Origin of the sequence: Desulfosediminicola ganghwensis (assembly GCF_005116675.2) — a bacterium.
Taxonomy (GTDB): Bacteria; Desulfobacterota; Desulfobulbia; order Desulfobulbales; family Desulfocapsaceae; genus Desulfopila; species Desulfopila ganghwensis.
This window is the reverse complement of record NZ_CP050699.1, coordinates 620663-646271: the sequence shown is the minus strand read 5'-3', so window position 1 is coordinate 646271 and position 25609 is coordinate 620663. Positions and strand designations below refer to the sequence as shown.

21 protein-coding genes are annotated in these 25609 nt (G+C 49.7%); 9 read left to right on the top strand and 12 right to left on the bottom strand.

Annotation, left to right across the window (positions count from 1 at the left end; translation table 11 throughout):
- Positions 1–77 precede the first annotated feature (77 nt).
- The 4 genes from ald to FCL45_RS02760 all read right to left on the bottom strand — a co-directional run bounded on the left by ald (position 78) and on the right by FCL45_RS02760 (position 6100).
- Positions 78–1190 carry an alanine dehydrogenase gene (gene ald / locus FCL45_RS02775; RefSeq protein ID WP_136796156.1) on the bottom strand — a complete coding sequence of 371 codons (1113 nt, stop codon included), beginning with the start codon at positions 1188–1190 and terminating at the stop codon, positions 78–80.
- 44 nt (positions 1191–1234) lie between these two features.
- Positions 1235–2620, bottom strand: a complete 1386-nt coding sequence (locus tag FCL45_RS02770; RefSeq protein WP_136796157.1) for an aminotransferase family protein — start codon at positions 2618–2620, stop codon at positions 1235–1237.
- 162 nt (positions 2621–2782) lie between these two features.
- On the bottom strand, positions 2783–3937 hold the full coding sequence (locus FCL45_RS02765) for an iron-containing alcohol dehydrogenase (RefSeq protein WP_136796158.1): 1155 nt from the start codon (positions 3935–3937) through the stop codon (positions 2783–2785).
- Positions 3938–4648: 711 nt separating this feature from the next.
- Positions 4649–6100, bottom strand: a complete 1452-nt coding sequence (locus FCL45_RS02760) for an APC family permease (RefSeq protein WP_136796159.1) — start codon at positions 6098–6100, stop codon at positions 4649–4651.
- Between the two features lie 612 nt (positions 6101–6712).
- Here FCL45_RS02760 and FCL45_RS02755 point away from each other — a divergent pair.
- Together FCL45_RS02755 and FCL45_RS02750 are read left to right on the top strand one after the other, a co-directional pair.
- Entirely contained in the window at positions 6713–7282 is a 570-nt protein-coding gene (locus FCL45_RS02755) for a protein N-terminal glutamine amidohydrolase (RefSeq protein ID WP_136796160.1), read from the top strand.
- Positions 7283–7398: 116 nt separating this feature from the next.
- A complete protein-coding gene (locus FCL45_RS02750) occupies positions 7399–8040 on the top strand; it encodes a class I SAM-dependent methyltransferase (RefSeq protein WP_136796161.1) in 642 nt (213 codons plus the stop codon).
- Positions 8041–8164: 124 nt separating this feature from the next.
- Here FCL45_RS02750 and FCL45_RS02745 read toward each other — a convergent pair whose 3' ends face one another.
- From FCL45_RS02745 to FCL45_RS02715, 7 genes are all read right to left on the bottom strand, one after another.
- A complete protein-coding gene (locus FCL45_RS02745) occupies positions 8165–8515 on the bottom strand; it encodes a TusE/DsrC/DsvC family sulfur relay protein (RefSeq protein ID WP_136796162.1) in 351 nt (116 codons plus the stop codon).
- 128 nt (positions 8516–8643) lie between these two features.
- Positions 8644–9681, bottom strand: a complete 1038-nt coding sequence (locus tag FCL45_RS02740; RefSeq protein ID WP_217907651.1) for an Mrp/NBP35 family ATP-binding protein — start codon at positions 9679–9681, stop codon at positions 8644–8646.
- Positions 9682–10258: 577 nt separating this feature from the next.
- Complete coding sequence (locus tag FCL45_RS02735) at positions 10259–11461, bottom strand: sodium ion-translocating decarboxylase subunit beta (RefSeq protein WP_419174451.1); 1203 nt, start codon at positions 11459–11461, stop codon at positions 10259–10261.
- Between the two features lie 389 nt (positions 11462–11850).
- Positions 11851–13638, bottom strand: a complete 1788-nt coding sequence (locus FCL45_RS02730) for a biotin/lipoyl-containing protein (protein WP_136796165.1) — start codon at positions 13636–13638, stop codon at positions 11851–11853.
- An 86-nt stretch (positions 13639–13724) separates the two neighbouring features.
- Positions 13725–13988, bottom strand: coding sequence for an OadG family transporter subunit (locus FCL45_RS02725; RefSeq protein ID WP_167495682.1), 264 nt, complete (start codon positions 13986–13988; stop codon positions 13725–13727).
- 278 nt (positions 13989–14266) lie between these two features.
- The gene (locus FCL45_RS02720) at positions 14267–14551 is read right to left on the bottom strand and encodes an antibiotic biosynthesis monooxygenase family protein (RefSeq protein WP_136796167.1); all 285 of its coding nucleotides are present in this window, start codon (positions 14549–14551) and stop codon (positions 14267–14269) included.
- A 233-nt stretch (positions 14552–14784) separates the two neighbouring features.
- On the bottom strand, positions 14785–16590 hold the full coding sequence (locus FCL45_RS02715) for a vWA domain-containing protein (RefSeq protein WP_136796168.1): 1806 nt from the start codon (positions 16588–16590) through the stop codon (positions 14785–14787).
- Positions 16591–16847: 257 nt separating this feature from the next.
- Between FCL45_RS02715 and FCL45_RS02710 the strand changes: the two genes are divergently transcribed.
- The 7 genes from FCL45_RS02710 to FCL45_RS02680 all read left to right on the top strand — a co-directional run bounded on the left by FCL45_RS02710 (position 16848) and on the right by FCL45_RS02680 (position 24157).
- Positions 16848–17681, top strand: a complete 834-nt coding sequence (locus FCL45_RS02710; RefSeq protein WP_136796169.1) for a hypothetical protein — start codon at positions 16848–16850, stop codon at positions 17679–17681.
- Between the two features lie 115 nt (positions 17682–17796).
- Complete coding sequence (locus FCL45_RS02705) at positions 17797–18624, top strand: hypothetical protein (protein ID WP_136796170.1); 828 nt, start codon at positions 17797–17799, stop codon at positions 18622–18624.
- 96 nt (positions 18625–18720) lie between these two features.
- Positions 18721–19434 carry an orotidine-5'-phosphate decarboxylase gene (pyrF, locus tag FCL45_RS02700; protein WP_136796171.1) on the top strand — a complete coding sequence of 238 codons (714 nt, stop codon included), beginning with the start codon at positions 18721–18723 and terminating at the stop codon, positions 19432–19434.
- A gap of 267 nt (positions 19435–19701) precedes the next feature.
- Positions 19702–21159, top strand: a complete 1458-nt coding sequence (locus tag FCL45_RS02695) for a TrkH family potassium uptake protein (RefSeq protein WP_136796172.1) — start codon at positions 19702–19704, stop codon at positions 21157–21159.
- A gap of 314 nt (positions 21160–21473) precedes the next feature.
- Positions 21474–22622 carry an AI-2E family transporter gene (locus FCL45_RS02690; protein ID WP_136796173.1) on the top strand — a complete coding sequence of 383 codons (1149 nt, stop codon included), beginning with the start codon at positions 21474–21476 and terminating at the stop codon, positions 22620–22622.
- A 112-nt stretch (positions 22623–22734) separates the two neighbouring features.
- On the top strand, positions 22735–23544 hold the full coding sequence (locus FCL45_RS02685) for a ComEC/Rec2 family competence protein (protein ID WP_136796174.1): 810 nt from the start codon (positions 22735–22737) through the stop codon (positions 23542–23544).
- Positions 23545–23611: 67 nt separating this feature from the next.
- Entirely contained in the window at positions 23612–24157 is a 546-nt protein-coding gene (locus tag FCL45_RS02680) for a PaaI family thioesterase (RefSeq protein ID WP_136796175.1), read from the top strand.
- A 149-nt stretch (positions 24158–24306) separates the two neighbouring features.
- Here the strand turns inward: FCL45_RS02680 and FCL45_RS02675 are convergent, their stop codons facing one another.
- Positions 24307–24957 (bottom strand): TetR/AcrR family transcriptional regulator, encoded by a 651-nt coding sequence (locus FCL45_RS02675; RefSeq protein ID WP_136796176.1) that lies wholly within the window; start codon positions 24955–24957, stop codon positions 24307–24309.
- Positions 24958–25609 lie beyond the last annotated feature (652 nt).

The window sequence follows — 25609 nt, the reverse complement described above, 5'->3', positions numbered from 1 at the left end:
GGCCCTTTTGCTCGTTTTGCTGACCGGCCCCTGTGAACAGCGGCAGGGACCGGTTGGGAGAACAGCAAATACTCGGGTTAGGCGAGCACTTCCTCCACCGGGGTGTAGGGCAGATCAAAGGCGTCGCATACAGCTTTATAGGTCAACTTGCCCTCATGGACGTTGAGGCCCAGCTTGATCTCTTCATTCTCCAGACAGGCCTTTTTCCAGCCCTTGTTGGCAATCTGCACAGCATACGGCAGGGTGGCGTTGGTCAGGGCCATGGTTGAGGTCATCGGTACCGCACCAGGAATATTGGCAACACAGTAATGGACAATACCGTCAACCACGTAGGTCGGTTCGGAGTGGGTAGTCGCTTTGGAGGTCTCAAAGCAGCCACCCTGATCGATTGCCACGTCCACCAGTGCAGTATTTGGGCGCATCAATTTGAGGTCTTCGCGGCTGATAACCGCAGGTGCCTTGGCACCGGGAATAAGCACCGCACCGATTACCAGGTCCATCTCAGGCAGGAGTTCACGAATAGCTCCGGGAGAAGACATCATCATGGTGCAGTTTGCAGGCATAACGTCATCAAGATAGCGGAGACGGTCGAGGTTGATATCGAGCAGATACACCTGGGCGCCGAGACCGCATGCCATCTTGGCTGCCTGCACGCCAACCACACCTCCGCCGATAACCATGACTTTGGCCGGGGCAACACCTGGCACACCGCCGAGCAGTTTGCCGATACCGCCATTGGTCTTCTCGAGTGCCTTGGCGCCCTGCTGAATCGCCATACGGCCGGCAACCTCAGACATCGGGGTGAGCAGCGGCAGGGAACGATCTTTTTTCTGAATGGTCTCGTAGGCGATGCAGGTGGCACCACAGTCGATAAGACCTCTGGTTTGTGGCTCGTCTGCGGCAAGGTGGAGGTAGGTGAAGAGGACCTGCCCCTTTCTCAGCTTTGGAATCTCACCGGCCTGAGGCTCTTTGACATGCATGATCATCTCAGCTTTGACAAAGATCTCGTCGGCGCTGGCAATGGTTGCACCTGCTGCGACGTATGTTTCGTCAGCAAAGCCAGAGCCAACACCTGCATTCTCTTCTACCAGAACATCATGACCATTCGCCTTCATGGTTGCCACACCGGCAGGGGTCATGCAAACGCGATTTTCTTTATCCTTAATTTCTTTCAATACACCTACAATCATTGTACTTCTCCAAGTTAATTATATAATTGTGAACCTTGATGATCCTATTTGGCCTGGGCTGCAAAAGCTGCATCAAGCGCGTTGACGATCTCATCGATATCGTTTCTGGTGGAAATAAGCGCCGGGCTGAAGGCAAGGGTGTTGTTGTATTCTTTGAAAGATCGGTTGGTGCGGCCGATGATCACCTTGCTCTGGCTCATGCAGTGGCCGGCAATACCTGCGGCCACGTTTTCGGCAACCGGTTTCCTGGTTTCGCGGTTTTCTACCAGTTCAAGCCCCTGGAAGAGACCGAGGCCACGCACGTCACCGATTATCTCATATTTGTCTTTGAGCTCGAAGAGACGATCCTGGAAGTAGTCACCCATCTCAATGACATTATCCAGCAGGTTCTCGCGCTCGATAATACTGACGTTCTCAAGTGCTGCAACCGGTCCGGCTGTGCAACCGCCGAAGGTGGAAATGTCGCGGAAGTAGTGCATGCGATCACTGGGGTCTGCCTTGAAGGCGTCGAAAACTTCTTCGGTTGTTACGGTGCAGGAGATCGCAGCATAGCCACTGGCCACACCTTTGGCCATGGTCACCATGTCCGGTTTGAAGTCGAAGTTCTGGTAGCCGAACCACTTACCGGTACGACCAAGGCCGCAGACAACTTCATCTATATGTAAGAGCACTCCATAACGATCACAGATTTCTCTGATGATAGGGAAGTACTCGGGAACAGGAACTATTACTCCACCGCCTGCGGTTACCGGTTCGAGTACCAGGCCGCCGACAGTGTCCGGGCCTTCATTGATTATTACTGTCTCCAGTGCTCTCGCGCAGTCGATGTCGCAGCTTCCGTACTCTTTATCGAACGGGCAGCGGTAACAGCAGCAATGGGGCATTTCGACAAAGCCTGGAGCGAACGGGCCGAACTGATTTTTACGCTCGAATTGGCCGGTTGAAGAGAGAGCGCCGATTGTGGTGCCATGATAATCGCGATCACGGAAGATGATTTTATGCTTGGAGCCGTCGCCTTTCAGATGGGCGAGCTGGCGAATGATCTTGTACGCTTTCTCATTGGCCTCGGACCCGGAGTTGGAGTAGTAGACTCGGCCCATTCCGGGCATTTTCTCAAGCAGCTTTTCGGCGAAAGCGGCCCCCGGCACGCTACCGGCTGTGCCGGCAAAATAGTTTAACTCAATAAGCTGGTCACGCACTGCGTTGGCGATACTCTCGCGGCCATAACCAACATTGACTGTCCACACACCACCCGCTACAGCGTCGAGGTACTGGTTGCCTTTGGCATCCCAGACGCGCATTCCTTCACCTCTGACAATTACCAGAGGATCATTCTCTTCATAGGGTTTGTGCTGAGTAAGATGGAACCAGCAATTATCTTTAGCCTGTTGCAGGGTATTGGTCATATTTGGGGTCACACTTTTAGTCATAATACTTCTCCATGCTGAGTAGTGGTTGAGTGACCCGGCGGTTGAGGTTTGGGTCCGCCGGGTCACTCAGGGTTCTTCTTTGATTTTAATGGACAAGTTTGCCTGAGCTTTTCAGGCAGGTAATCCGTCGGAACGTTTGCTATTCCAAACTATTCCGACCTGCTAAAACTGCTTTTCCAGCATGGCAAGCAGCTGTTTCTCATTACCCTGGCGGGGATTGTTATCCATGAGCCGCTTTGCTGCGGCAGCTCTGGTTGCGATACCGGGGAGATCTTCCACGGTAACCCCGTAAGGTGAGAGACCTTCTTTAATGTCGAGATCTTCCAGCATTGCACTGAAGGCGTCGGCGCAGGAGGCGGCACGTTCTTCGGTGGTGAGGTGATCGTTGTTTGCTCCGGTGAGGATATCAAAAACAATGGCGTATTTTTCAGGATTGGCCATGAAGTTGTAATCAATCCCCATCGGTGCCACCGCAGCCATAAGTAATCCGTGTGGCAGCTTGTATCTGGCAGGTACTGAAGTACCAATGGCATGGATAATTCCATTCTGAGTATTGCCAAAGCCCATGCCAGCCAGGGCAGAGCTGTACAGCATAGCCTCACGAGCCTGAAGGTTATTGCCATTGGTGTACGCCTTACGGATGTTCAAGGCGATCATCTTCATGGCCTGGAGGTTAAGGGCATCGGTGAACGGTGTTGCTCTCAGACCGACAAAAGACTCCATGGCGTGAACAAAGGCGTCGACTCCTGTCATGGCGGTGACATGGGGAGGGAGGCCAGTGGTAAGTGCAGGATCAAGGATTACTGAGGCTGCATAGATGTGGTCGCTGACGATTCCAAGTTTTGCGCCGGTTTCGTTGTTGGTCAGCACAGAGATGGATGTCATCTCACTGCCGGTACCAGCGGTGGTTGGTACGGCGATAATTGGCATACATGGGCCGGGCACCATATCAACCCCGAAGTAGTTATCAATTGGACCACCATGACTTACCAGCACCGAGGCAGCTTTGGCTGTATCAAGGGCGCTGCCGCCACCAAAACCGATGAGTACATCAGCTTTGAACTCGTTGATGACATTGACGCAGTTTTGAATTGAGGTGGCATTAGGCTCGAGCTCTGCCTGATCATAGAGCACAAATGGTACTCCTGCAGCGAGAAGTGCTTTCTCCAGAGAAGCCTGCAGGCCGAGGGCCGAGAGGCCCGGGTCTGTGACAATGATTGCACGCTCACCACCGAGGCGTTGAACTTCTTTGCCAGCCCTGTCGATTGCGCCGGCTCCTTTGAGTATCTTGGGTACGGAATTAAATTCGTGGATCATGTTTGTCACCTCGTACTACTATTAAGAATTCGACTACTGAGTATTTATTGAGCGGCGTGCTGTCCATAAGGAGCATCGCCGAGAATCTTTGTGCTCTATGATTGCAATGCTGATGCCACAATGAGAAAAAAACCTTAAGTGCTCGATATGAAAGGTTAAAACGGTTAGAATCGGTTTTGTTCTCACCGGCTTGATGCAAAAGTGAATTGTTTCAAGAGGGGGCAGCTGGAGAGTCGAGTCAAAAGTGCATTGGACCGTCGGTTGCTGGACATATCCGTGAAGCCTGTGGCTGGTATGGCTGGTGGATGTAATGCGATGGATGGTTTTAATTATTAGATATCGTGAAGTAAATTCTCTTCTTGGTCGCGGGTTGTGTTCTTCGACTGCGGTTTAAAGATAGCAGGAGGTGATGCAAAAATGAGTTGTTCATCGGGATATCTCATTCTCTGCATTGTGCCACGAACTTTTTTATGTGTGGCTGAAAAAAAGCATGCTTCCGCTTTATTGTAGCAATGCAGGCAGGATTGTCAGGAAGTGGATAGGGGGAAAGCACCTATTTAGAAGAGACATTGGCGAATTTAAAAATTGTTGGTTTTCAAATAAAAAAGGCAGCGATCAGAAATCTGATCACTGCCTATTTTTGTTCCTGCCGGTACTGCTGGTGTTTCTGTCAAGAGTACACTTTGTCCAACCAGGCAGGTAATCTATCTTCTAATTTCTAAGATCTTTTTCGAAATAAACGTGGCGTTCGCTACCAAGAATCCGCACACTTTGTTCGCGCACACTGAGCATTTTGAATGCACCCATCTTGGTATAGTAAAACCAGGCGCCAAGGGCTATCCATACGAGCAGGGCATACCAGGAAGGCATCCCAATGGCGGCAGGTGAGAATGGAACGGTGAGTAACAGAAGGCAAACCAGTGAACTGATACTGCCGAGAATGCCATGGATTGCCCCTTTCTTGTCTCCTGCGTGGCGCATGACCTTGTAAGCAGTCATTGAGGCAAGCATATACGCGATCACTGTACCGATAGCAGACATATCAACAACCCAGTTCAATACTTCACGGCCAAAGAATGGTGCAATCAGTGAAATGCTGAGAACGAAGGCGATTGCTTTATGTGGAGTCTGATATTGAGGGTGAATTTGTGCAAACCAGGCAGGCAGGATGCCGGCACGCCCCATGGAGAAGATCAGACGGGATGAAGCGATGAAGAAGCCGTTGATACCTGTGCAGATAGCGGCGAGGACCGCAACGGTAAGGATTACGCTGCCAGATGTGCCAAGAGCCATTTTGGCTACAGTTCCGGTCGCCCAGGGTACATCCATTGCCAACAGTTCAGGGTATGGCATAATGCAGGCAACGGCCAGGGTTACCATTGAGTAAAGAACAATACCGCAGCCAATGGCGCTGAGCATGAGTTTGATTGCACGCTCGTGGGGGAAGTCAAATTCTTCGGCCGCCTGGGGAATGGTATCGAAACCTATATAGAGCCAGGGGGCGATCGCCACAATACTTAACACACTGGCAAGGGCGCTCTTGTTTTCTGCAAAAAGCGGGTACAGGTTGGAGATGGATGCGGTCTCGGCAAGACTTGAACCTGTGAAAAGTACCAGTATGGAACCGCAGAGCGCAAAGGCAAGAAATACCTGGATCTGACCCACCAGGTCTGCACCGCGATAATTGAGCACACCTGCCAGCAGCAACACTCCTGAGAGCATTGCGATTTCGCCTGCATATACGCTATAGCCAGCAATACTGTATAGGTGGCCGATTTCAAAAACGCCTGGCAGAACAAAGCGGGTGAGAAGCGATATAGCCGTCGCATTCAGGGTAATGATACAGATATAGCCAAGCACCAGCGCCCAACCGCAAATAAAGGCAATTGTTGGGCCAAAGCCTACAAAAGAGAAGGCAAAAGCTCCGCCGGTTACCTTGTATTTGCTCACCATATTCCCCAGTGAAATGGCAACCGAAAACAGCATGATTCCACCCAGCGCAAAACCAATACAGGCTGCCAGCGGGCCAGCTTGTGGAAGGAACCTGAGCGCCGGAAGAACGAAAGCACCCCAACCCAGTACTGATCCGAGCGCCAGGGCCCAGGCATGGATAGGCTTGATAGTTTTCTTCAGTCCCTGTTCCTGTTGTATTTCTTTTCTCAAAACATTCTCCTGCAAAAAATCTTTTATCTTAGGGCAGACTATTCTGCTACCATTTTTCACTGTAAGGTGCTGCTTGTGAGACTCAGATAATCAGACGTTGGACTGACAAATTGCCTGATGTCCAGTTATAGGCAAGAAGAATGCCACATGGTAGTGCTGTGTGTATGTGCTTGAATGCGTTGGCTAAATATTGCGAACAAATGAGGAAAGATTTGGTTGTGAATCATATTTGACTCGCAACGATGGTCGCTGGAGTAGTTTGTGATTCAGTTTTGAGGAAGTAAACACGACGATGTTGTAAATATGAAACATGTTGTTGTCACGGAAGAGAGAATCTTAACCAAAAATAAGAATAAAAGTTATTATATCTTTGTACTATTGATACTCTCCAGGTTGGTGAAGGCTCTTGCTGTAGGCGGTATCTCGTGAGTCAAATATGCATCACTGTGGGGCTGCCGCTGTTTTTGTTACTGATAATTAGTTAAAAAGGTACATCTGTGAGGATGCGGGGGCAAGTGATATTGTGGTGTGGGTAGCTGGCAGTTCAATGTCTTGCCGGAAGAGTAGGGTGGCCACCAAAGAGCCTGCCTGGAACCTCCTTATTGAGGGTGCATGAGTATTAAGATAAATAAAGAGTCAATCCGGCATGCTCCCTGCTATTGTGAAGAGAACATCTGGCACCTGGCCCAGCGACAAGAGTTTGCCGGTTATGACCCGCATGCTGTTTTCATCTCAAATTTCCAGAGGATTGTGCATTTCGAGGCCCAGCGAATCTGTGACGGTACGCATTTTATGTGTTGGGATTACCATGTAATCCTCATCGCGGAGGATAGTGGTGAATGGTTTGTATTCGATCCTGATTCAACGCTTGATTTTGGCTGTGGATTGCAGGAATATCTTACCGCCAGCTTCCCGTTTGGCGACAGAATAGCGCAAGCGCCCCTCTTCAGGGTCATCAAGGCTGCAGAATATACCCGCAGCTTTTCAAGTGACCGGCGTCATATGCGAAAAGCAGATGGATCGTTTCATGCCTCACCTCCTGTGTGGCCAGTAATCCAGGGTGCTGAGTGCAGCTCGTTCAATTTATGGGACTTTGTCGACATGGTAAATGTCGGCCAGGGGGAAGTGCTGGATCTCGTGGGGCTCAGGGAGCGGTTTACTGGCATGATGTCAAAACCATGAATCGCAGCAAGGGGTTAGGGGAATAGCTTAAAATTAAGAGGTCTTCCCAACTCTCAAGATAATGGCTTGATTCCAGGGGGGACCAATAACCTCCTTTTCGAACTGGTATTCCAGTCATGTCAACACTACGCAGAAGTCGACAGAAATTTTATAACGTTTTTTCGTATTGTTATGATTTTTTCATAACACTGCATTCTGGTCACTACAGAAACGAGACTCGTAATTTTCTTGTTGATTCAGCCCAGCCAGTGAGGACAAAACAGGTCCGAGTGCTTGATGTCTGTTGCGGCACTGGTTCAGTCGCTCTCGCTTTTGCTGATAAATATGTAGACGCCCTGACGGTTGGTTGTGATTTTTCTACCGGTATGTTGCATAAAGCCGCACTAAAGGATACTGCTCATAAAATACTTCTAGTTCATGGCGATGCTGCATGTCTGCCCTTCGGTGAAGACTGTTTTGATATTGTTTGTTGCTCCCATGCGCTATACGAATTGAAAGGTCAGGCGAGAACAGCTGCACTTCAAGAGATGAAGCGAGTAGTAACGCCCAGGGGGCAGGTACTGGTTATGGAACATGAGGTTCCACAAAATTATCTCGTAAAAATTATGTTTTATATACGTATGCTGATGATGGGTCCAACCGATGCACGGGAGTTTTTAGAACAAGGTTTAACCCCATTCCGAAACATCTTCAATGACGTCACCTTGTCTCACAGCCCGTCTGGCAAGAGCAAACTCGTCATTTGCCGTAAATCATAAAACCCCTGTCGGCCACGAACCGGGTCTCTGATATTTTCCTGAAAAATGAAGGGCGCTGTTGGCTGCACCTGATCCTTCAGCCGCTTCTCCACAAGTTCATGGCTATCAATCTTCCGTCTGATTATCAGATATCCAATACATAATGTTCCCCATCAACGGTTTCAAAATTGATATGTGAGGCTTGTGGAAGTCCGGCAATTTTCCAGGCTTTGATCGGGTTGACAAACGCTTCGCTGACGCAGTTTTTGGGCTGATGCACATTCTTGCAAACATAATTTAATATAGGAAATGCCTGAAACTTCTTGTAATACTCCCGCATAAATTTGATAATTTCTATCTGATGATCATCCAGTTCATCTACCCCCTCACGTTTGGCGAGTACTCTGGCCACGTCCTCATTCCAGTCATCAATGTTCGTTAGAAATCCATCGTTATCAATGGTGACGTTCTTTCCTGCACATTCCAGTTGAGTCATTGTACTTTCCTCCATTCAGTTGTCGTAGATGTGGGGGAGGATGGATCACGGGGTATGCACCTTGCCTTTACCACCCGGATATACATCCAATCTGCCCGTCATCTTGCTTGGTTGAGGGGAGTAGGTAGTCATTGTGTCTGATCGGCTATTCTCTTTGCTATTTTCTGAAAAACATCAACAGATGCAGAGCCTTCGGATGATACCAGCAATGGAATGCCAGAGTCACCGCTCTGTTGAAGTTCAAGGTCAATGGGCAGGGTGCCCAGCAAGGGGAATCCTGTCTCTTTGCTGAGTTGTTCTCCGCCCCCATGGCCAAATATCTCAATCGGTTTTGCTGAGTGTTCACAAAGAAAATAGGACATATTTTCAACCAGCCCAACAAAAGGTTGCCCTGTTTTACGAAAGAGCTCAATAGCCCGCCGGACATCTGCCAAGGCCACTTCCTGGGGAGTCGTTACCATTAAGATTGAACAGTGGGGAAGAGCATTGGCAATGGCAATTGATGGGTCACCGGTTCCAGGTGGAAGGTCAATAACCAGGTAATCGAGTTCACCCCAGGCTACCTGGTCCAGCAACTGATGAATCATTTTGGAGACAAGTGGTCCCCGCCAGATAAACGCTTCGTTCCGGCCAGTGGTCATTCCCAGCGACATTACCCTCAAGCCATGCTTTTCTTTGGGGATGATCATGTTGTCTTTCATCTCTAATGCTTCAGAAATCCCCATCATCACAGGAAGACTTGGGCCATACACATCAGCATCAAGAAGCCCTACAAGATATCCCTGCTGCGCAAGAGCCAAAGCCACATTAACGGCGATCGTAGTTTTGCCGACACCTCCCTTGCCGCTTGCTACAGCCAGAAATTGTTTTACTTTTTCAACACCCTTTAACGGAGCCCTGGGGAACAATTGATGAAACTCTTCATGACATAAGGCTATGACGTCTACCTGCACAGCGGAAATTCCCGGTAAACCTACCAGCGCCTTTTCAATTTGGCGTATGAATACATTTTTTAAAGGGGATCGTTTGCTTTTGAGTGCCAGGTTGAGAGTGACAACATCATCGTGTATTGAGATATTTCGAATCATGCCGATATCGATGAGACTCTTTTTCAACTTTGGATGTATAACTGCCTGTAAGGCTTGTCGGATTTGTTGTTCATCCATCAGGAGTTCCTCGTTTTGTTAGGCTATGACACTCAGTTCCCACCCATTTTCGCGCTCACCCTGGATTTCTATCCGAGGATCGGGTTGCTATTGCTGTTGCACGCATAATTGCAGGTAAACATTCGGATCTCACATATTGTACTGACGAGGTATCGCAGATTATTAGCGATTAAGCACTTTTAGTGCCCTGGTGCATGTCGGTTTGAAGTAATAGAAAAAAACCGGATGACCTCTCTTCAGGCAGTCCGGTTATCTCAATTAAACTTCAGCTTCAGTCCGTGTCTGTCCTGGAACAGGTTGGGCTTTGTCCTGTGATGTTGAGAGCATCCTGCTTGAAATATTAAGGAGAGACAGCAGCTATACAAGCGCTACAAGGTAACAATAGTTTGACTTGCCGGTGAAGCAAAGGCTTTGCATAGTGCTATGTTTTGAGCAATATTCAGCCTTTTAATTGAGGGGAATTTGATGAATTCTCTTGAATGCACCTAACGATTGGGCTGGTACTAAAATATCAAAAGGGGGCTGACCTTGATAAAAGGCAGCCCCCTTTGTTTGCTGGATGTTGTTGTTTAAACAGTTAGAGGAGAGCCAGCAAAACGCCTGCTGCCACTGCGGAGCCGATAACGCCGGAGACGTTGGCACCCATGGCATGCATGATCAGGTGATTCTGTGGATTTGCCTCCAGGCCGACCTTGTTGACAACACGGGCAGCCATTGGCACAGCGGAAACACCTGCGGCACCGATCAGTGGATTGATCGGGGTCTTGGACATCTTGTTCATCATCTTGGCGATAAGCACGCCAGTGGCGGTGCCGATCGCGAAAGCAATCATACCGAGAGCGAGAATACCGAGGGTCTCGATGTTGAGGAACTTGTCCGCAGAAAGTTTGGAGCCCACACCAAGACCAAGAAAGATGGTGACGGTATACATCAGCGAGTTCTTGATGGTATCGGAGAGGCGGTCGATAACGCCACACTCCTTAGCCAGGTTGCCCAGCATGAACATACCGATCAGCGGTGCGGCTGATGGCAAGAGAACCGCACAGATACCAAGCACCAGCAACGGCAGAATGATCTTTTCGATCTTCGAGACGTGCCTGAGCTGAACCATCTTAATTTCGCGCTCTTCCTTGCTGGTCAGCAACTTCATGATCGGCGGCTGAATAATCGGTACCAGCGCCATATAGGAGTAGGCTGCGATTGCGATGGAACCAAGCAATCGTGGAGAGAGCTGACTGGAGAGGAAGATTGCCGTCGGGCCGTCTGCACCGCCGATAATACCGATAGCGGCAGCATCACGCAGTGAGAAATTGATTCCCGATACCATGTCAGTGAGCATCAATGCGCCAAGCAGAGTAGTGAAAATACCGAACTGGGCGGCACCACCGAGCAGAATTGTCTTGGGATTGGCGATCATTGGGCCGAAATCGGTAAGTGCGCCCACACCCATGAAGATGATCAGGGGGAAGATACCTGTCATGATACCGACTTCATAGATATAGAACAGGATTCCGCCAGGTTCGGCAATGCCGGCCATTGGAATGTTGGAAAGAATAGCACCAAATCCGATAGGTATCAACAGCAGCGGTTCAAACTGTCGGAAGATACCAAGGTAGAGCAGCAGCAGGCCGACACAAATCATCAATACCCGGCCGATGCCTACCGTCCAGTCTTTGTTCTGCTGGCCATCGATGATCCCATAGAGACCGGTGGTTTTATAGAGATTTACGGCGAGCTCGGAGATTGATGGAAGCTCAGTGGTCAATGTACTGCCTGGCATGTCGGCAACGACTGCGGAAGGCTGAAAGGTGCCGATTACATCCCCTGTATGAATTTTATCGTATTCCTTGATGGTCAGTGTCTCAAGTTGCCCGGCAAGGCCGGCCCGCAACTTGATAACATTTCCATCTTCCCTTTTGAGGGTGGCTATCTTGTCACCGCTGTAGATATAGTCTCCGGGTTCAAAAAAAATCCGGACAACTTTGGCATCAGCTGGAGACACTATATCCACCGTCCTGTCTGTGGCTAAGGCACTGCCGGCAAATGCGAGGGCGGCCAATAGTACAGAGAGTATGAGCAATCGTATTTTCATATTGCTATCCAAATCATAGACGACAGAGTATCGAATCCCGACCAGAGCCGGGATTCTGTTATTACCGGAAGTGTCTCTTAAGCGATGGTCACCAGCGGTTCGCCGGTCTGAACGGTGTCGCCAACAGCTACGTGCAGGGCGGTAATTTTGCCATCTGCAGGAGCTTTAACGTCAGACTCCATCTTCATCGCTTCCATAACCACGATAGGCTGGTCTTTCTTGACGCTATCACCCACTGCTACCAGGACCTTCAGGACATTGCCCGGGGTCGGAGCATCGACATCCTCACCCTCTGCTGCAGGTGCCGGGGCAGCGGCTGCTGCGGCAGGAACGGCCTGAACGCCACCGGCCTCGCTGACGCTCACGTTGTATGGACGGTTGTTGACAGTAATGGTGTAGTTGCGCGGTCCCATCGGTGCAGCGGCAGGAGCTGCGGCTGCTTTGGCAGGTTTTTTCTCCTCAGGCTTCTCGTCGCTGATCTTACGCACATTGACCTTGGCATTGCCAAGCAGGAAGTCGAGACCCTTGGACTCACAGCTGGCGATGATGAAGATGTTTTCATCATTGACCGGCAGGTTGTTCTCTTCCAGGATCTTGGTTGCTTTGGGGATGCCATCTTCGAGGATATCGAGAGGATCTTCTGTGAAGACCGGCTTTCCAAGCTGCTCGGAGGCAAGTTTGACGATCTCCGGATCTGCAGGGACAGGGGTGCGGCCAAAGTAGCCGAGTACCATGTTGCCGTAGCTTGGGTTGATCTTCTTCCACTTGCCCTGGGTAACGTTGAGATACGCCTGCTGGAAGTAGAACTGGGAAACAGGAGTAACGGAGGTACCGAAACCACCACGGGCCACAACTTCACTCATCTCTTTGATAACATCGGCATAGAGATGCAGGGTGCCGGTGTCACGCATCATCATGGTGTTGGCGGTAAGTGCCCCACCAGGCATTGGTGACAGGGTAACGTTGGGGTGGATCATCTTTGCTTCCGGCGGGAAGAAGTAATCCTTCATTGCTTCCTCGAAGGCTTCCACAGCAACCAGTATCTTCTTGTAATCCATATCGAGGGTGTAGTCGGTGCCCTTCAGGATATGCATCATGGAGAGGATGTCGGGCTGACAGGTACCACCGGAAACCGGGGTCTTGGCAAGATCGATACCGTCGATACCACCTTGGATGGCCGCCATGTTCTGGCTCAGGCCAATACCTGCTGTATCATGGGTGTGGAACCAGAGGGTGGTGTCTTCGGAAACAATCTTACGGGCAGCTTTTACAGTTTCATAAACTTTATTCGGGTTGCATGTTCCGGAGGCATCCTTGAAGCAGATGGAGTGGAATGGGATACCGGCAGCGAGAATCTGCTTGAGGCGATCGATGTAAAACTCGGGATCATGCGCACCGGAACAGCCTGGAGGCAGTTCCATCATGGAGATAACGATCTGGTGATTGAGCCCGTGGTGGTCAATACGCTCGCCGGAATACTCCAGGTTGCGCATATCATTCAAGGCGTCGAAGTTACGGATGGTGGTGATACCGTGCTTCTTGAACATCTTGGCATGCAGATCGATGATATCACGTGGACACTGGCTGAGCGCGACGACGTTGATGCCGCGGGCGAGAGTCTGGAGAGCTACGTCCGGGCCGACTTCCGCACGGAAACGGTCCATCATGTCGAATGCGGACTCACCACAGTAGAAGAACAGGCTTTGAAATCTGGCACCGCCGCCAGCTTCGATGTTGTCGATACCAGCTTCAACGGAAGCTTTTACTGCCGGAAGAAAATCGTCTGTGAGAACTCTTGCGCCGAAAACAGATTGGAATCCATCCCTGAAGGATGTATCCATGAATTTGATTACTTTCTTGCCCACGTTACTCTCCTCGCTTTAGGTTTTATCTCTTACAACATTTCCTGAAAATTTTGACCTTGCCGGTCAGTGAGTTTCAGGAGTCGAGCTCAACTGCATGCAAACTTCTCTGCCTCGAACGCCGCCACAGCGGCAGCGATTACGGCGATGTCTTCATCAGCATCACTTGAGGCCGCCTTTTCTTTTTTGCTTCGTGCCAGAAGCTCCCTCTCCAGTTTGATTGCTGCAAGCTCTCTGGCGGTGGCCTCACGGGTCAGACGGGACACCAGTTGGATCAGCAGGATCATGAAGAGCAGAAACAACACGACCGTAGTCATGCCCACAAACATCAGCTTGACACCTTCAATTATCATCAGCGTACACCTCCTCCTGTTGAAGGGTTGACTGGTATAAAAAATAAACCGCAGGAGGTCAATGTACACCATGCATAGGGGCCGGACAAATGCATTAGAATAATTGGATTAATCAGATTTACTGATGTAACACAGAGGTGGGAGCTGATTTCTGTCAGGAGCCTGACAGCTTACATGGGTTTGAAACATTTCTGCTTGAAAGAAATGAAATCAATAAAATAAAGGTGCTGGGGCAGGGTTTCGTGTGGGGTATATTCGCCCGCCCCTCTAACGGTAGCTCACACCTCATAGATGGCGTATTCGGTAGTTTCACCGAGGAGTTCGTCGATTTGCTGCTGAATAGCCACCCGCTCATCGTTCTGAAACCAGTTATCCCAGTCTTCCAGGGAGCGCCAGGTGCTGATGACCAGACACTCATTATCCTGATCCAGGCGTCGCAAGGTCTCGCCGTAAATATAACCGGGCTGGCTCAGCGTGAGAGCCCGTAATTTTTTTAGTAGTACAGTGAGTTCAAGAATGTTGTTGGCAGCCACTTTACGTCTTATGAAAATTTTTACTGTCATAAGCGCTCCTCCCGGCTTTGGCCGGTGTAATCTTAGCTGTGAATTACAGGGAAAAAAGCAGTAAAGAGATTGTTTCTCTGAATGAAAAATGTCGCTTTTCTAGAAGGATATAGGCGTAAAAGGAATTAGTAAAGGGCTTTTTGGGGCGTATAACGCTGTGACAATTTGCAGCTAAATAAAAGAGGCGAAAAGTCTTCCAGCCGCCGGTACATTGCGGCTGGAAGTTTTTTTACTTACTCAACCAGGATGTCAGGTGGCGGGTTGATAAGGCTGGCCATTTCGAGCAGGCGGATAAATTCCGCCCGGTATCCTTCTTCATCTGGGCCACGGGAGCCTTTTGCGAGCAGCAGTAGTTGCTGATAGTTTGTGCTGCCGATATATTCTGAGTTTTTCAACAGCATGCCAAACCCGGCAACTGAGGCTGAGAAGCGAAAGTCATCCGAGGTTGCAGCAAGCTCTTTGGGATGATTTTTAACGACCAGTTCTTTTTTTACCGAACCTGGGCTGCCAGGCAGGATGTAGCGGAGTTTGATGGTAGCGGCTTCGCTATTGTAACCGCCACCTTTATCGACCTGGTTGGGCGCGGTGCTGGTGGAGGTCAGGCTATATTTCAGTGGGTCGACATCTGGCAGATCCGCGTTCCCGGCCGGGATAAGCTCATACAGGGCGGTTACCGTATGCCCTAACCCGATCTCCCCGGCGTCCTTGCTGTCGTCATTGAAATCTTCATCGGCCAGCAACCTGTTTTCATAGCCGAGCAATCTGTAGGCCCCAACAATCTCAGGGTTAAATTCTATCTGCAGTTTTACGTCTCTGGCTAAGGTGAAAAGGGTGGAAGCACGTTCTTTGACCAGAACTTTTTTTGCCTCCAGAATAGAATCGATATATGCATAGTTGCCGTTGCCGCTGTCGGCCAGAAGTTCCATGGTGTCGTCAGCGTAATTTCCCATGCCGAAACCAAGCACGGTGAGATAGATGTTGCTCTCTTTTTTGTTTCGGATCAGCTCCTGAAGTTCATCCCTGCTGGTAACGCCGACGTTAAAATCACCATCCGAGGCGAGGATAACCCGGTTGTTGCCGCCGGGCATGTATGCCTGTTCGGCAAGTCGGTACGCTGTATGGATTCCTGAAGAGGCGTGGGTTGATCCGCCCGATGCCAGGCTGTTGATTGCCTCCCGGATGTGTTCTTTTTTATCACCGGCAGTCGGCTGCAGTACGATACTGTCAGATCCTGCATAGGTTACAATCGTTACCCGGTCTTTGGCGGAAAGTTGATCGACCAGCATATATAACGATTTCTGCAGCAGTGGCAGCTTGTTTGGCTGAGACATGGAACCGGAGACGTCTATCAGAAAAACAAGATTCGATGGGGCCAGCTCTTTGTCATCGAGCTCTTTGGCTTTTAAGGATATTTTCAGCAGATTATGGCTTTCGTTCCATGGAGCTTTGCCAAGCTCGGCATGGATCGCAAAGGGTTCTGCCTGGGGAGGGGAGAGTGAATAATCGAAATAGTTAATCATCTCCTCTATCCGTACGGCGCCAACGGGTGGAAGTTGACCACTATTTAGAAAACGACGGATATTGGCGTAGCTGGCTGTGTCGACATCAATTGCAAATGTCGAGAGTTGATCGTTCGAGGTGGCAATGAATCCATTCTCTTTTTGTGCGTTATACGATTCATTATTTATCACCGGAGCTGGAAGGTGATAACTGTCATGTCCGTATGGGGCGGCCCCGGCATTGACGAAAGCTCTCTGCTCAGACTCATGAAGCCTTTTGGCCTCAAATGTGCCTTTTGTCTCAATTACTACATCATTGAGTGTTTGAGGCGGTGAAATTGGTGGTGGCAGGGCCGGTTCAATTTGGCTGGTTTCATCTGTTTGGGTCAAGCTTTGTCTCTTCTCTTCGTCGTTTTCGATGGCTGAGCGGTGACAGCCGATTGTGATCGACAAAACAAGGCATGATGCGATAACGGCCAACCTGTTTACTCTCCCTGGTTGATAGTTTTTGCCGGGTGCTGATTGTTCAACGTTTTGCATAACCTCCTCCCTTAATACGGTTGATTTTGACGGTTGTATGGCCAATAAGATTTCTTTTAACAAAGGCATTTCCAGAGGTGACGGAAAACAGGAACAGATGTGTCGGAAAAAACAGTCTGAATAGAAATATTTTGAGAAAATAAATGGATAGCTCTACAAATCTCTGTATTATCCGGTCATTCGGTGTAAAATTGCGGGCGTAAGGCCGGGACGGTGAGAATGTTTGAAGAAAACCTGCATGTGGATGGCGGAGCTTGGTGATTGACTGGAATAAACAGATTACGGCGCATTGGAAATTGATAGATGTATTGGCCGTGCGGCGTTTTGGTAAAGGGACCACCGCTGAGGAGGCGGCTCTCTTTGTAGTCGATAAGCTACTCGCCGACGATTGCAGCAGATTAAAGAAATATGCTGGGAAAGCTGATCTCTCAGCGTTTATAGCAACGGTGTGCTATCGACTGCTCGAAGATTTTGCCCGGAGCCGCTTTGGCAGAAAACGAGCTCCGCTCTGGATACGAAACCTTGGTGGTTTCTGGTTGAAACTGTATCGACTGCTCTGTCTTGAGCGTCTTGATATAGCCGAATCGGTGGCCGCAATGGATCAGCAGAGCCGGTACAGCAGAGAAATAAACCCCGGAGTTGATATCGAAGAGGCTGCCTGGATAATCAGGCAGCAGGTTGTTGATTGCGGTGCTCACCAGGGGCTCGAGGTTGAGCTTGAGCAGGCTGATGCTGATGGTGATAACAAGCAAAATGATAATGGCAGAATCCCGCCACCAAGAGAGACACTGGAGCGACAACAGCGTGAAGAGATGTTTCGGATGCTCTTCACCATCATGACCGATGTTGCCGAAGAGGTTGTTGAGGGGGATTTGAACCGGCTCTGTTCTCTGCAGATAGAGCTCAACCCTGAAGAAAAACTGCTGCTGAAACTTTGTTATCAGGATGGAATGAACGTTACCCAGGCAGGTCAATTACTCGGTCTTAACCGCCACCAGGCGCACGGTCGATTGCGGCGGCTGCTCAGCCGATTGCGGGATGATTTTGATCGGGCCGGCCTTGCCGAAGAGATCCTCGGCCAGTTACGGTAACAGGAACCGGGGTTATTGGCAGGAGCCACGTAGGTGTTTTTTTATGCCTCAATGGTGGGGCAAACATAAAAAGGTCGAAGCGGGCAATTGTTCGACACAATAAGTGATTTCAGTCATGACAGCGAACGAGCAGAATAAGAAAAACGAGCGTATAGATACACATCAAAAAAAGGATGCGCTGACGGCACAACTGGCGCTCGCTGCTGAAGAAAAAGACCAGCAGGAAGCGCCTGACAGCGGAGCATGCCTTACCAATGAGCAACTGGCTTCGATAGCCATGGGAACCAGCTCTCCCGAAGAAAAAAAGCAGGCGATGGCGCATTTTGCCGAGTGTAAAAAATGTTATAATGCCCTGGTGGCAATCAGTTTCAGTATTGCCTCTGTGGAACGAAGCGGCGGTACGTCACGCTCTGCCTCAACTGTTCGCAATCTGACCTGGCTTGGTTCGGCGTTTGCCATTGCGGCAAGTGTTGTTGTCTTCCTCAATATCCGCGAAGTGCCGAGGGAGATCAATCAGCAGGATTTTGCTCCTTCCGCCCCAGTTATGGAGCAGTCTGCGGTGGAGAGAGCACCTGTTCCAAAGGTATCGTCAGACGCTGTCCAGCCCCAGACAAAATCATTGCAGAAGCGGGCAATGCCTGAAGCGATGTCCCTGGATGAGGAGCGGGAAAGAGCCTCAGCTGAGGAGGCGTTGGAAACCAGGGATCTGGAGCAGTGGATGTCTGATATTGCCTCTGCCTGCATAAGCAAAAGCACGGACAGGGGAAAATGGCTCAGGTTAAGAGCACAGGGAACGTCTGTTGTCGCTTCGGTCGCCGATGCTGAGCGGGGCGTCGAGCTTGAGAAAATTGTGAAACTGTTGCCTGAAAGTGGTGAGACCCCGAGTCCGCAGCAGTGTTCCCGGATTTTCTCACTACTTGCAGAACAGTCCCAATGGGAGTAAATACAGCGTGGATTTTCACCAACTGGTGGTGCATAATAAACCCTGCATGTTACTGCGGGTCTGCCACCTGTTAAAATATTACCCTTCGAGTACAAGATGAGTGAACAGCAAATCCCGTTAAAGGATCGGATAATTGTCGCTCTGGATGTTGATAATCCGGAGAAGGCCAAGGAAATGGTCAAACGGTGCGAGTCGCATGCAGGCTTTTTCAAAGTTGGGCTACAGCTCTTTATGTCGGATTGGTTCAACACCGTGGACTGGATCGTGGACAGAGGTCATAAAGTCATGCTTGACCTGAAATTTTTTGATATTCCCGAAACTGTCAAGCTGGCAGTGGAGCAGGTGAACAGCAGGGGTGTAACCTTTGCAACCATCCATGGTAATGACCCCATCATCAGGGCTGCCATGGAAGCCAGAGGTGATATGCAGCTTTTGGCAGTTACTGTGCTGACCAGCTTTGGCGAAGAGGATATGCGTGCCATGGGCATGACCCAGTCTGTTGAGGATTTGGTCTATTACCGTGCCAAACGTGCCCTCGAACTGGGCTGTGACGGTGTGGTTTCATCTGGCATGGAAGCAGAGAGAATGCGTAAAGAGCTGGGTGAGAAACTTCTCATTGTCACCCCGGGCATTCGTCCCGGTGCCAATGTAACCGATTCCGGTGATGACCAGAAACGTGTGGTTACCGCTGGAATGGCAATCAAGAATGGCGCCAATTACGTCGTGGTCGGCCGCCCTATCACCAAAGCTGACGATCCTGTCCGCGTTATCGAAATGATGCAGCAAGATATAGTTGACTCTTCCTCCTAGCCTTCCTTGGAAAACTGATTCAATATGGATGAAATCCTATTGATCTTCAGAACGTTATGTTAAAAGATACGAGAGGACCGGCCGCCATTGAGGCCGGTTGCTCTCACTTTTTTAGTCGATTCGCCAGGGGCAGACTGGTAAGTTCCTATTTTCCGGTATGTTAGGTCCTGTCGGGTTTGGCAGAATTTCAGGGTTGCAGCTGCCCTATGATTCCGGCTTCGTCTTCAGGAAAAGTCCTGTGAGGTAGTCTGGGGGAATGTATCAGCTATGAATTACAGATCAATTCTCAATGTTTTCGGAGTCTTACTGGTTGTCACCGGCTCTTCCATGATAATGCCGATACTCTGCTCTCTCTGGTTTGGGGGCGACGACCTGAATGCTCTGATTATTTCTGCTCTGATCACAATTAGTTTAGGCCTGGTGATCAAACACGTTTATCGCAAAAATTATGATTTCAGTATGAAGGATGGACTTTTCCTGGCCACTTTCGGCTGGGTCATGATTTCAGCCTTTTCTGCACTGCCTTTTATTTTGCATGGCACGATTCCATCGTTTACCGATGCATTTTTTGAAATGATGTCCGGGTATACTACGACCGGTGCGACGATACTGACTGATATCGAATCTGTGCCGCACGGGCTACTGTTCTGGCGTAGCCAGACGCATCTGCTCGGGGGGATGGGCTTTTTGACCCTTACCTTGCTTTTTTTGCCCCACGGCATGGGTGGGGTGCGTATCTTCAGGGCGGAGTCAAGTCCGGGGCAGGTGATAACCGGTGAGAAATTCAAAGCCAGAAATAAGGACACCATGCTCTGGCTCTGGTCTATTTATCTGGCCCTGAATCTTATTCAGACCGTCCTTTTGCAGTTTGGCGGCATGTCGCTCTTTGATGCCCTCTGCCACGCCTTCGGAACAGTCTCAACATCAGGCTACTCTACCCGCAATGCCAGCGTGCAGGCGTTTGACAGCGCCTATATCGACTGGGTCATCATAGTCTTTATGTTTCTCGGTGGTATCACTTTTGGTCTCTTCTACCAATTCATAAAGGGTGATTTTCGCGGGGTAGCTAAAAATACGGAATTTCGCTGGTACTTGGTGATTGTACTGTTCTTCGTTATGGCTACCAGTCTGGTGCTCTATGGCAGCGGTTCATACGCTACCTTTACAGATTGCTTAAGATTCGGGGCTTTCCAGGTAGTTTCACTGTTGACCACAACCGGCTTTACCACCGCCAACTATGAGTTGTGGCCCCAGGCGGCAATTATGCTGCTTTTTGTGGTTTGCTTCATTGGCGCCTGCGCCGGTTCCACCACCAGCGGTATCAAAATCGTTCATTATGCGCTCATCTTCAAATATATGTATGCGACCATGCGGCGTATCTATGTGCAGCCGATGACGGTCAACTCGGTGCGTTTGAATGGCAGGCCGGTTGAGGCCGGGGTAATCGACCTGGCGGTATGCTATTTTATTGTAAATATCCTGCTCGTCCTGAGTGGAGGTTGCCTGGTGGTTCTCTTTGACCCGGTGGATTACCTCAGCGCCATGAGTGCCGTAATTGCATCACTGATGAATATCGGCCCCGGTTTCGGTGCGGTGGGACCGACCGAGAATTATGCCTTTTTGTCAAACGCCAGCAAGTGGTTTCTCTCCTGGAATATGTTGGTCGGCCGTTTGGAGATGTTTTCAGCCCTGGTGATCTTTTTGCCTGACTTCTGGAAAAAATAGCTCATTTCCGAGAGCGGCAGACCGTGAAAGGTCCGGCATCAAGCGGGCCTTTTGGGCAGGGGATGAGTCGGAAGGCGTGCGGAATGGAGAATCACCTGAGGCGCCAAGGCGTATGTTGTTCTATGCGAAATTGCAGTACTATGTTGTAATACAGCGATTATGTGAGGTATCAGGAACTGAATGCCGCAGTTTTGGCCGGCCGTAATTTTCAGCCGGTCAAACCGGGAGATGTAACGAGCCTGAATACTCTCCCGGATTTGCAATAGAATGTTATGGACATAACCACAGTAACGATTTTCGGAGAGTGAATAGAAATGAAGAAGGAAGCTGTACACAAGGCGGTGTTGCTGGGGTTGGTGGTACTCATCTCGGCCATATTCCTGAGTATGATTCAAGGCTTTTTGATGGCGATATTCATGGCGGCACTCTTTTCATCCATGGCCAGCCCGACCCACAGGTGGTTGAGCGGCAAGATCGGTGGCAGGCAGAATATCGCGTCTATCCTGGTTGTTATCGGCATCGTACTGGTGGTGCTTATACCTCTCACAATCCTTATCGGCGTTGTTGTCGGCCAGGCGATCAATGTGGGCCAGTCTGTCACGCCCTGGGTGCAGGAATTTATTAATGAACCGTCTGCAGTCGGTCGTTTCTTGGAGAAAATTCCATATTATGAGCTGTTACTGCCGTATCGGGATGTGCTTGTCCAGAAAGCCGGGGAGTTGGTCGGTACGGTGTCGAGCTTTCTGATTGAATCGTTGCAGTCAGTTGCCGGTATCACCGTGAATGCGCTATTCGGTGCGATCATAATGCTCTACGTGATGTTCTATTTTCTCACTATGGGTGATGTGTTGCTGGAGCGCATCCTCTACTTTCTGCCTTTAGAGGATGAAGACGAGCAGCTCCTGCTGCAGCGTTTCACCTCCGTAACCAGGGCGACCATCAAGGGCACGATCATTATCGGGATCATGCAGGGCACGATCTGCGGCCTGGCCTTTGCCATTGCCGGTATTGAGGGTGCGGTGTTCTGGGGAAGTGTAATGGCTGTTACTTCCATTATCCCTGCTTTCGGTACTGCTATTGTCTGGGGACCTGCGGTAATTATTCTGGCGCTGTTGGGGAATTTCACCGGTGTCATTATTCTGGTTATCCTGTGTGGAGCGGTCGCAGGTAACCTTGATAATTTGGTGCGACCACGCTTGGTGGGCAAAGATACGGAAATGCATGATCTGTTCGTACTCTTCGGAACCCTCGGCGGAATCACCATGTTTGGCTTGCTCGGAATTATAATCGGCCCCATAATAGCTGCGCTTTTCATCACTATCTGGGGTATTTACGGCAAGGTTTTTCACGAATACCTCCCCGACGTCGGCCCGATAATCCGCGCCGTCCGACAAGAATCGGCCGGGGTGGAAGAGATTGCCGTATCGCCCCAAGAAAGTGAGAAGCAGGAAAAACAAGGGTAAGAGAGCTGCCTGGATTTGAACAATGTGCGCACAACAGATATCATTTGAACATGCGCAGAATTTTTTAGGTCCGTAAAAAGGAGATACAATTTCAGGCCACGAGGGGAGTTTAATGGGGACTCGAATTGCGTGCTGTCTGCTTTTAGCCCTGATCTGGGGTTTTTCTGCTGTTTCTGTTTTGGCGAAACCGGTAGATATTTATTTCGCGGATGTGGGAGATGGTAATGCCACCCTGCTGCATCAACCCGGCAAGTGCGCAATGCTGGTGGATGCCGGCCCCAGAAAATATGGCGATGAGATTGCCCACCTACTCAAGGAGAGAGGGATCGAGACGCTTGATTTTGTGGTAATCACCCATCCACATAAGCAGCTTTATGGTGGTTTGGAGGTTCTGTTTGATTCCATGAAAATTTTAGAGCTCTCGGATAATGGTGATATGAATGAATCCGAGGACGGCTACAGGAAGTATAGCGAACTGCAGTTTCATCTGCCGTACTCCGTACTGGCCAGGGGGGACTCCTGGAAGTGTGGTGATATGCGGATCAAGGTGGTTCATCCTTCGGTGGCCTTTGCGGGGGGGGGAGACTACACCAGCCGTGCGTTGGCGCTTCTGGTGGAGTTTAACGATTTCCGCTTTCTACTATTTGGTGATGTTTCAGCAAATGGCGAGGAGAGAATGCTTCGCTCCAGGCAGGATCTGAATTCCATGGTTCTGCAGTTCGGAGCCGGTGAAGAGAATAGAATCTCACAAACCCTACTTGAGCGTGTTCAGCCGAAGGTTGTCATAATCAGTGGTGCCAGACCTGGCCGTGAGTTGGTTGATCAATTACTCAGTCATAAGATCCGGACTTTCGCCACCGCCGAAGAGGGAGTGATCAGAATGCGGGTTGCAGAAAACGGCAACATCCGGCTGCAACCTTAATTGCATATCGAAAGTCACGATATTTTCCATTCAAATATGCGCAATTTTTCACAGAAAAGGAGATGGCATGTACGAGAGCCATACGGAAGAGACGGAACCATTATGGAGGTTTCTGAAGTCTGCAGATGAGGAATGTTTTGGCTGTGGTCCGGGTAATAACCACGGCTTACAGATGCGCTTTGAGTCGAACGGGAGCATGTTGCGCTCACGGCTTACGATGGATAAACGCTTTCGCGGCTGGTCTAATCTCATTCATGGCGGGATACTCTCCACCATGCTCGATGAGACCATGGGGTGGACGGTAATTATCCTGACACGTCGGTTTATGCTCACCAAGACTATGACGGTATCTTTCCATCGCCCTGTGCGAATAGGTGCTAAATTGACAGTTACCGGCTATATCAGGGAGCAGCCAACCGAGAGGCGGGCCCTGGTACGAGCCGAAATTCATGACGAGCATGGCGAGCTTTGTGCCGCAGCGGATGGTGAGTTTGCGCTTTTTTCCAAAAAGCAGTTTTTGCGGATGAAGATAATGTCTGAAGAGGATATCGAGGCGATGGAGTCCGCAGCCATTTCCGGTAGTGACCGGATCGAGACCACAGAGTTGAACTGATACCGCAAACCGGCACGGGGGACTATACCCTTGCCGGTTTTTTGTGTGGGAAATAGGGATGAGACTTCAATCCCGGAGCTATCCTGGCTGTCTTTGAAGGATTGAAAAAGAGAGAAAGCGTGTTTTCAGTAAGTGACCCGATGCAATAGCTATGTCAAATCTGCCGGAAGCGGGAGATCTGCTTCCAGAATCATGGCTCGTGCAAGTTTTGCTGCAGCCATCTGGTAAAACTCGGTACTGAGAGTTTCGACACCGCGAACCATCTGGATGGTTTTTCGGGCAACGGTATAGAAGAATATTTCACCATACATGAGATCAAACCAGGCGGCCGCTTCCTCATAACTGGCTGTTGGCTTTACCTGCTGGTAAAAAAGTGCGGCGCTCTCCGCTTCCGGTCTGAAAATCAAATCGACCAGAGTGGTCATGGCGTTGGTGGGGGTGATCATTTCCCGCAGGAGAAGATTAACTTCCCATTCGGGGCGCTTGGAATAGAAGTGATCGTGAAAACAGCGAAAAACAGCGTTTCTGACTATTTCTGCCTGGCCTTCCGGTGTTGAGGCGAGAGCTGGGTTTTCTTCAAGAATATCGGCAAAAGTCGTGAGTTGACAACGGCGGTGGGCAGTAAGACAGGCCTCTATATAGAGCTTTTCCTTGCTGCCAAAATGATAATGAATTCCGCTTAGTTTGACTCCGGCCCTGTCAGCGATCATTCTGGTGCTTACGGCGCCAAACCCATTGTCTGCAAAGAGCTCGCCGGCACTGGTGATGAGTTGTTCCTTGGTACTCTCAGTTTTTTTCATAGTTCGACCGGAATAGGTGAAAAAATACTGGAATGTTTATATCTTCTTTAGAAGAACAGTGTGTCTGTCGTTACCTGAAAAAAGTCGAGGGAGGAAGACCAGAAGCCTTCCCCCCTCGACTGCGAACCGCTTGAAGAGAGAGAGAGTAGGGAGATAAGCGATCCGGAAAATACAGTCTGTCAGTACCTAAGCGCTGCTACCACACCAGGAGACAGGGTGAACATTGACGAAAATGAATGTCGAAGGTCACTTGACTGAGATATTAGGTCACTTGACCGAATAAGTCAAGTGCAGAGAGTACCGATCGAATTTTTCTTTGCAGATTTTCTCATTGAGGCTGCCGAAAAAGCCCTTACTAATTCAGATAAGCGAGAAAAAGAGCCAGAAAGACCAGAGTGGTTTCAGTTTAGGGGTCTTCTCAAGGTGGGGTGAGTTAGCTGGTAAAGCAGATGTGAATAGTGGGGGAATGGCATCCACTGCCAGAAAATATTTCTTGATCAACCTGCCTCGATCAAAAAATATATCAGGGTATTAAATAACCGTTGGATTTGATCTGTTCAAAAGTCAATCACCAGTAATGATGAGATTGAGTTCTTTATTGAGCGGCAGTCTTTCAACCGAATAGTCAGAACAGGGATCAGGAAAACAATCG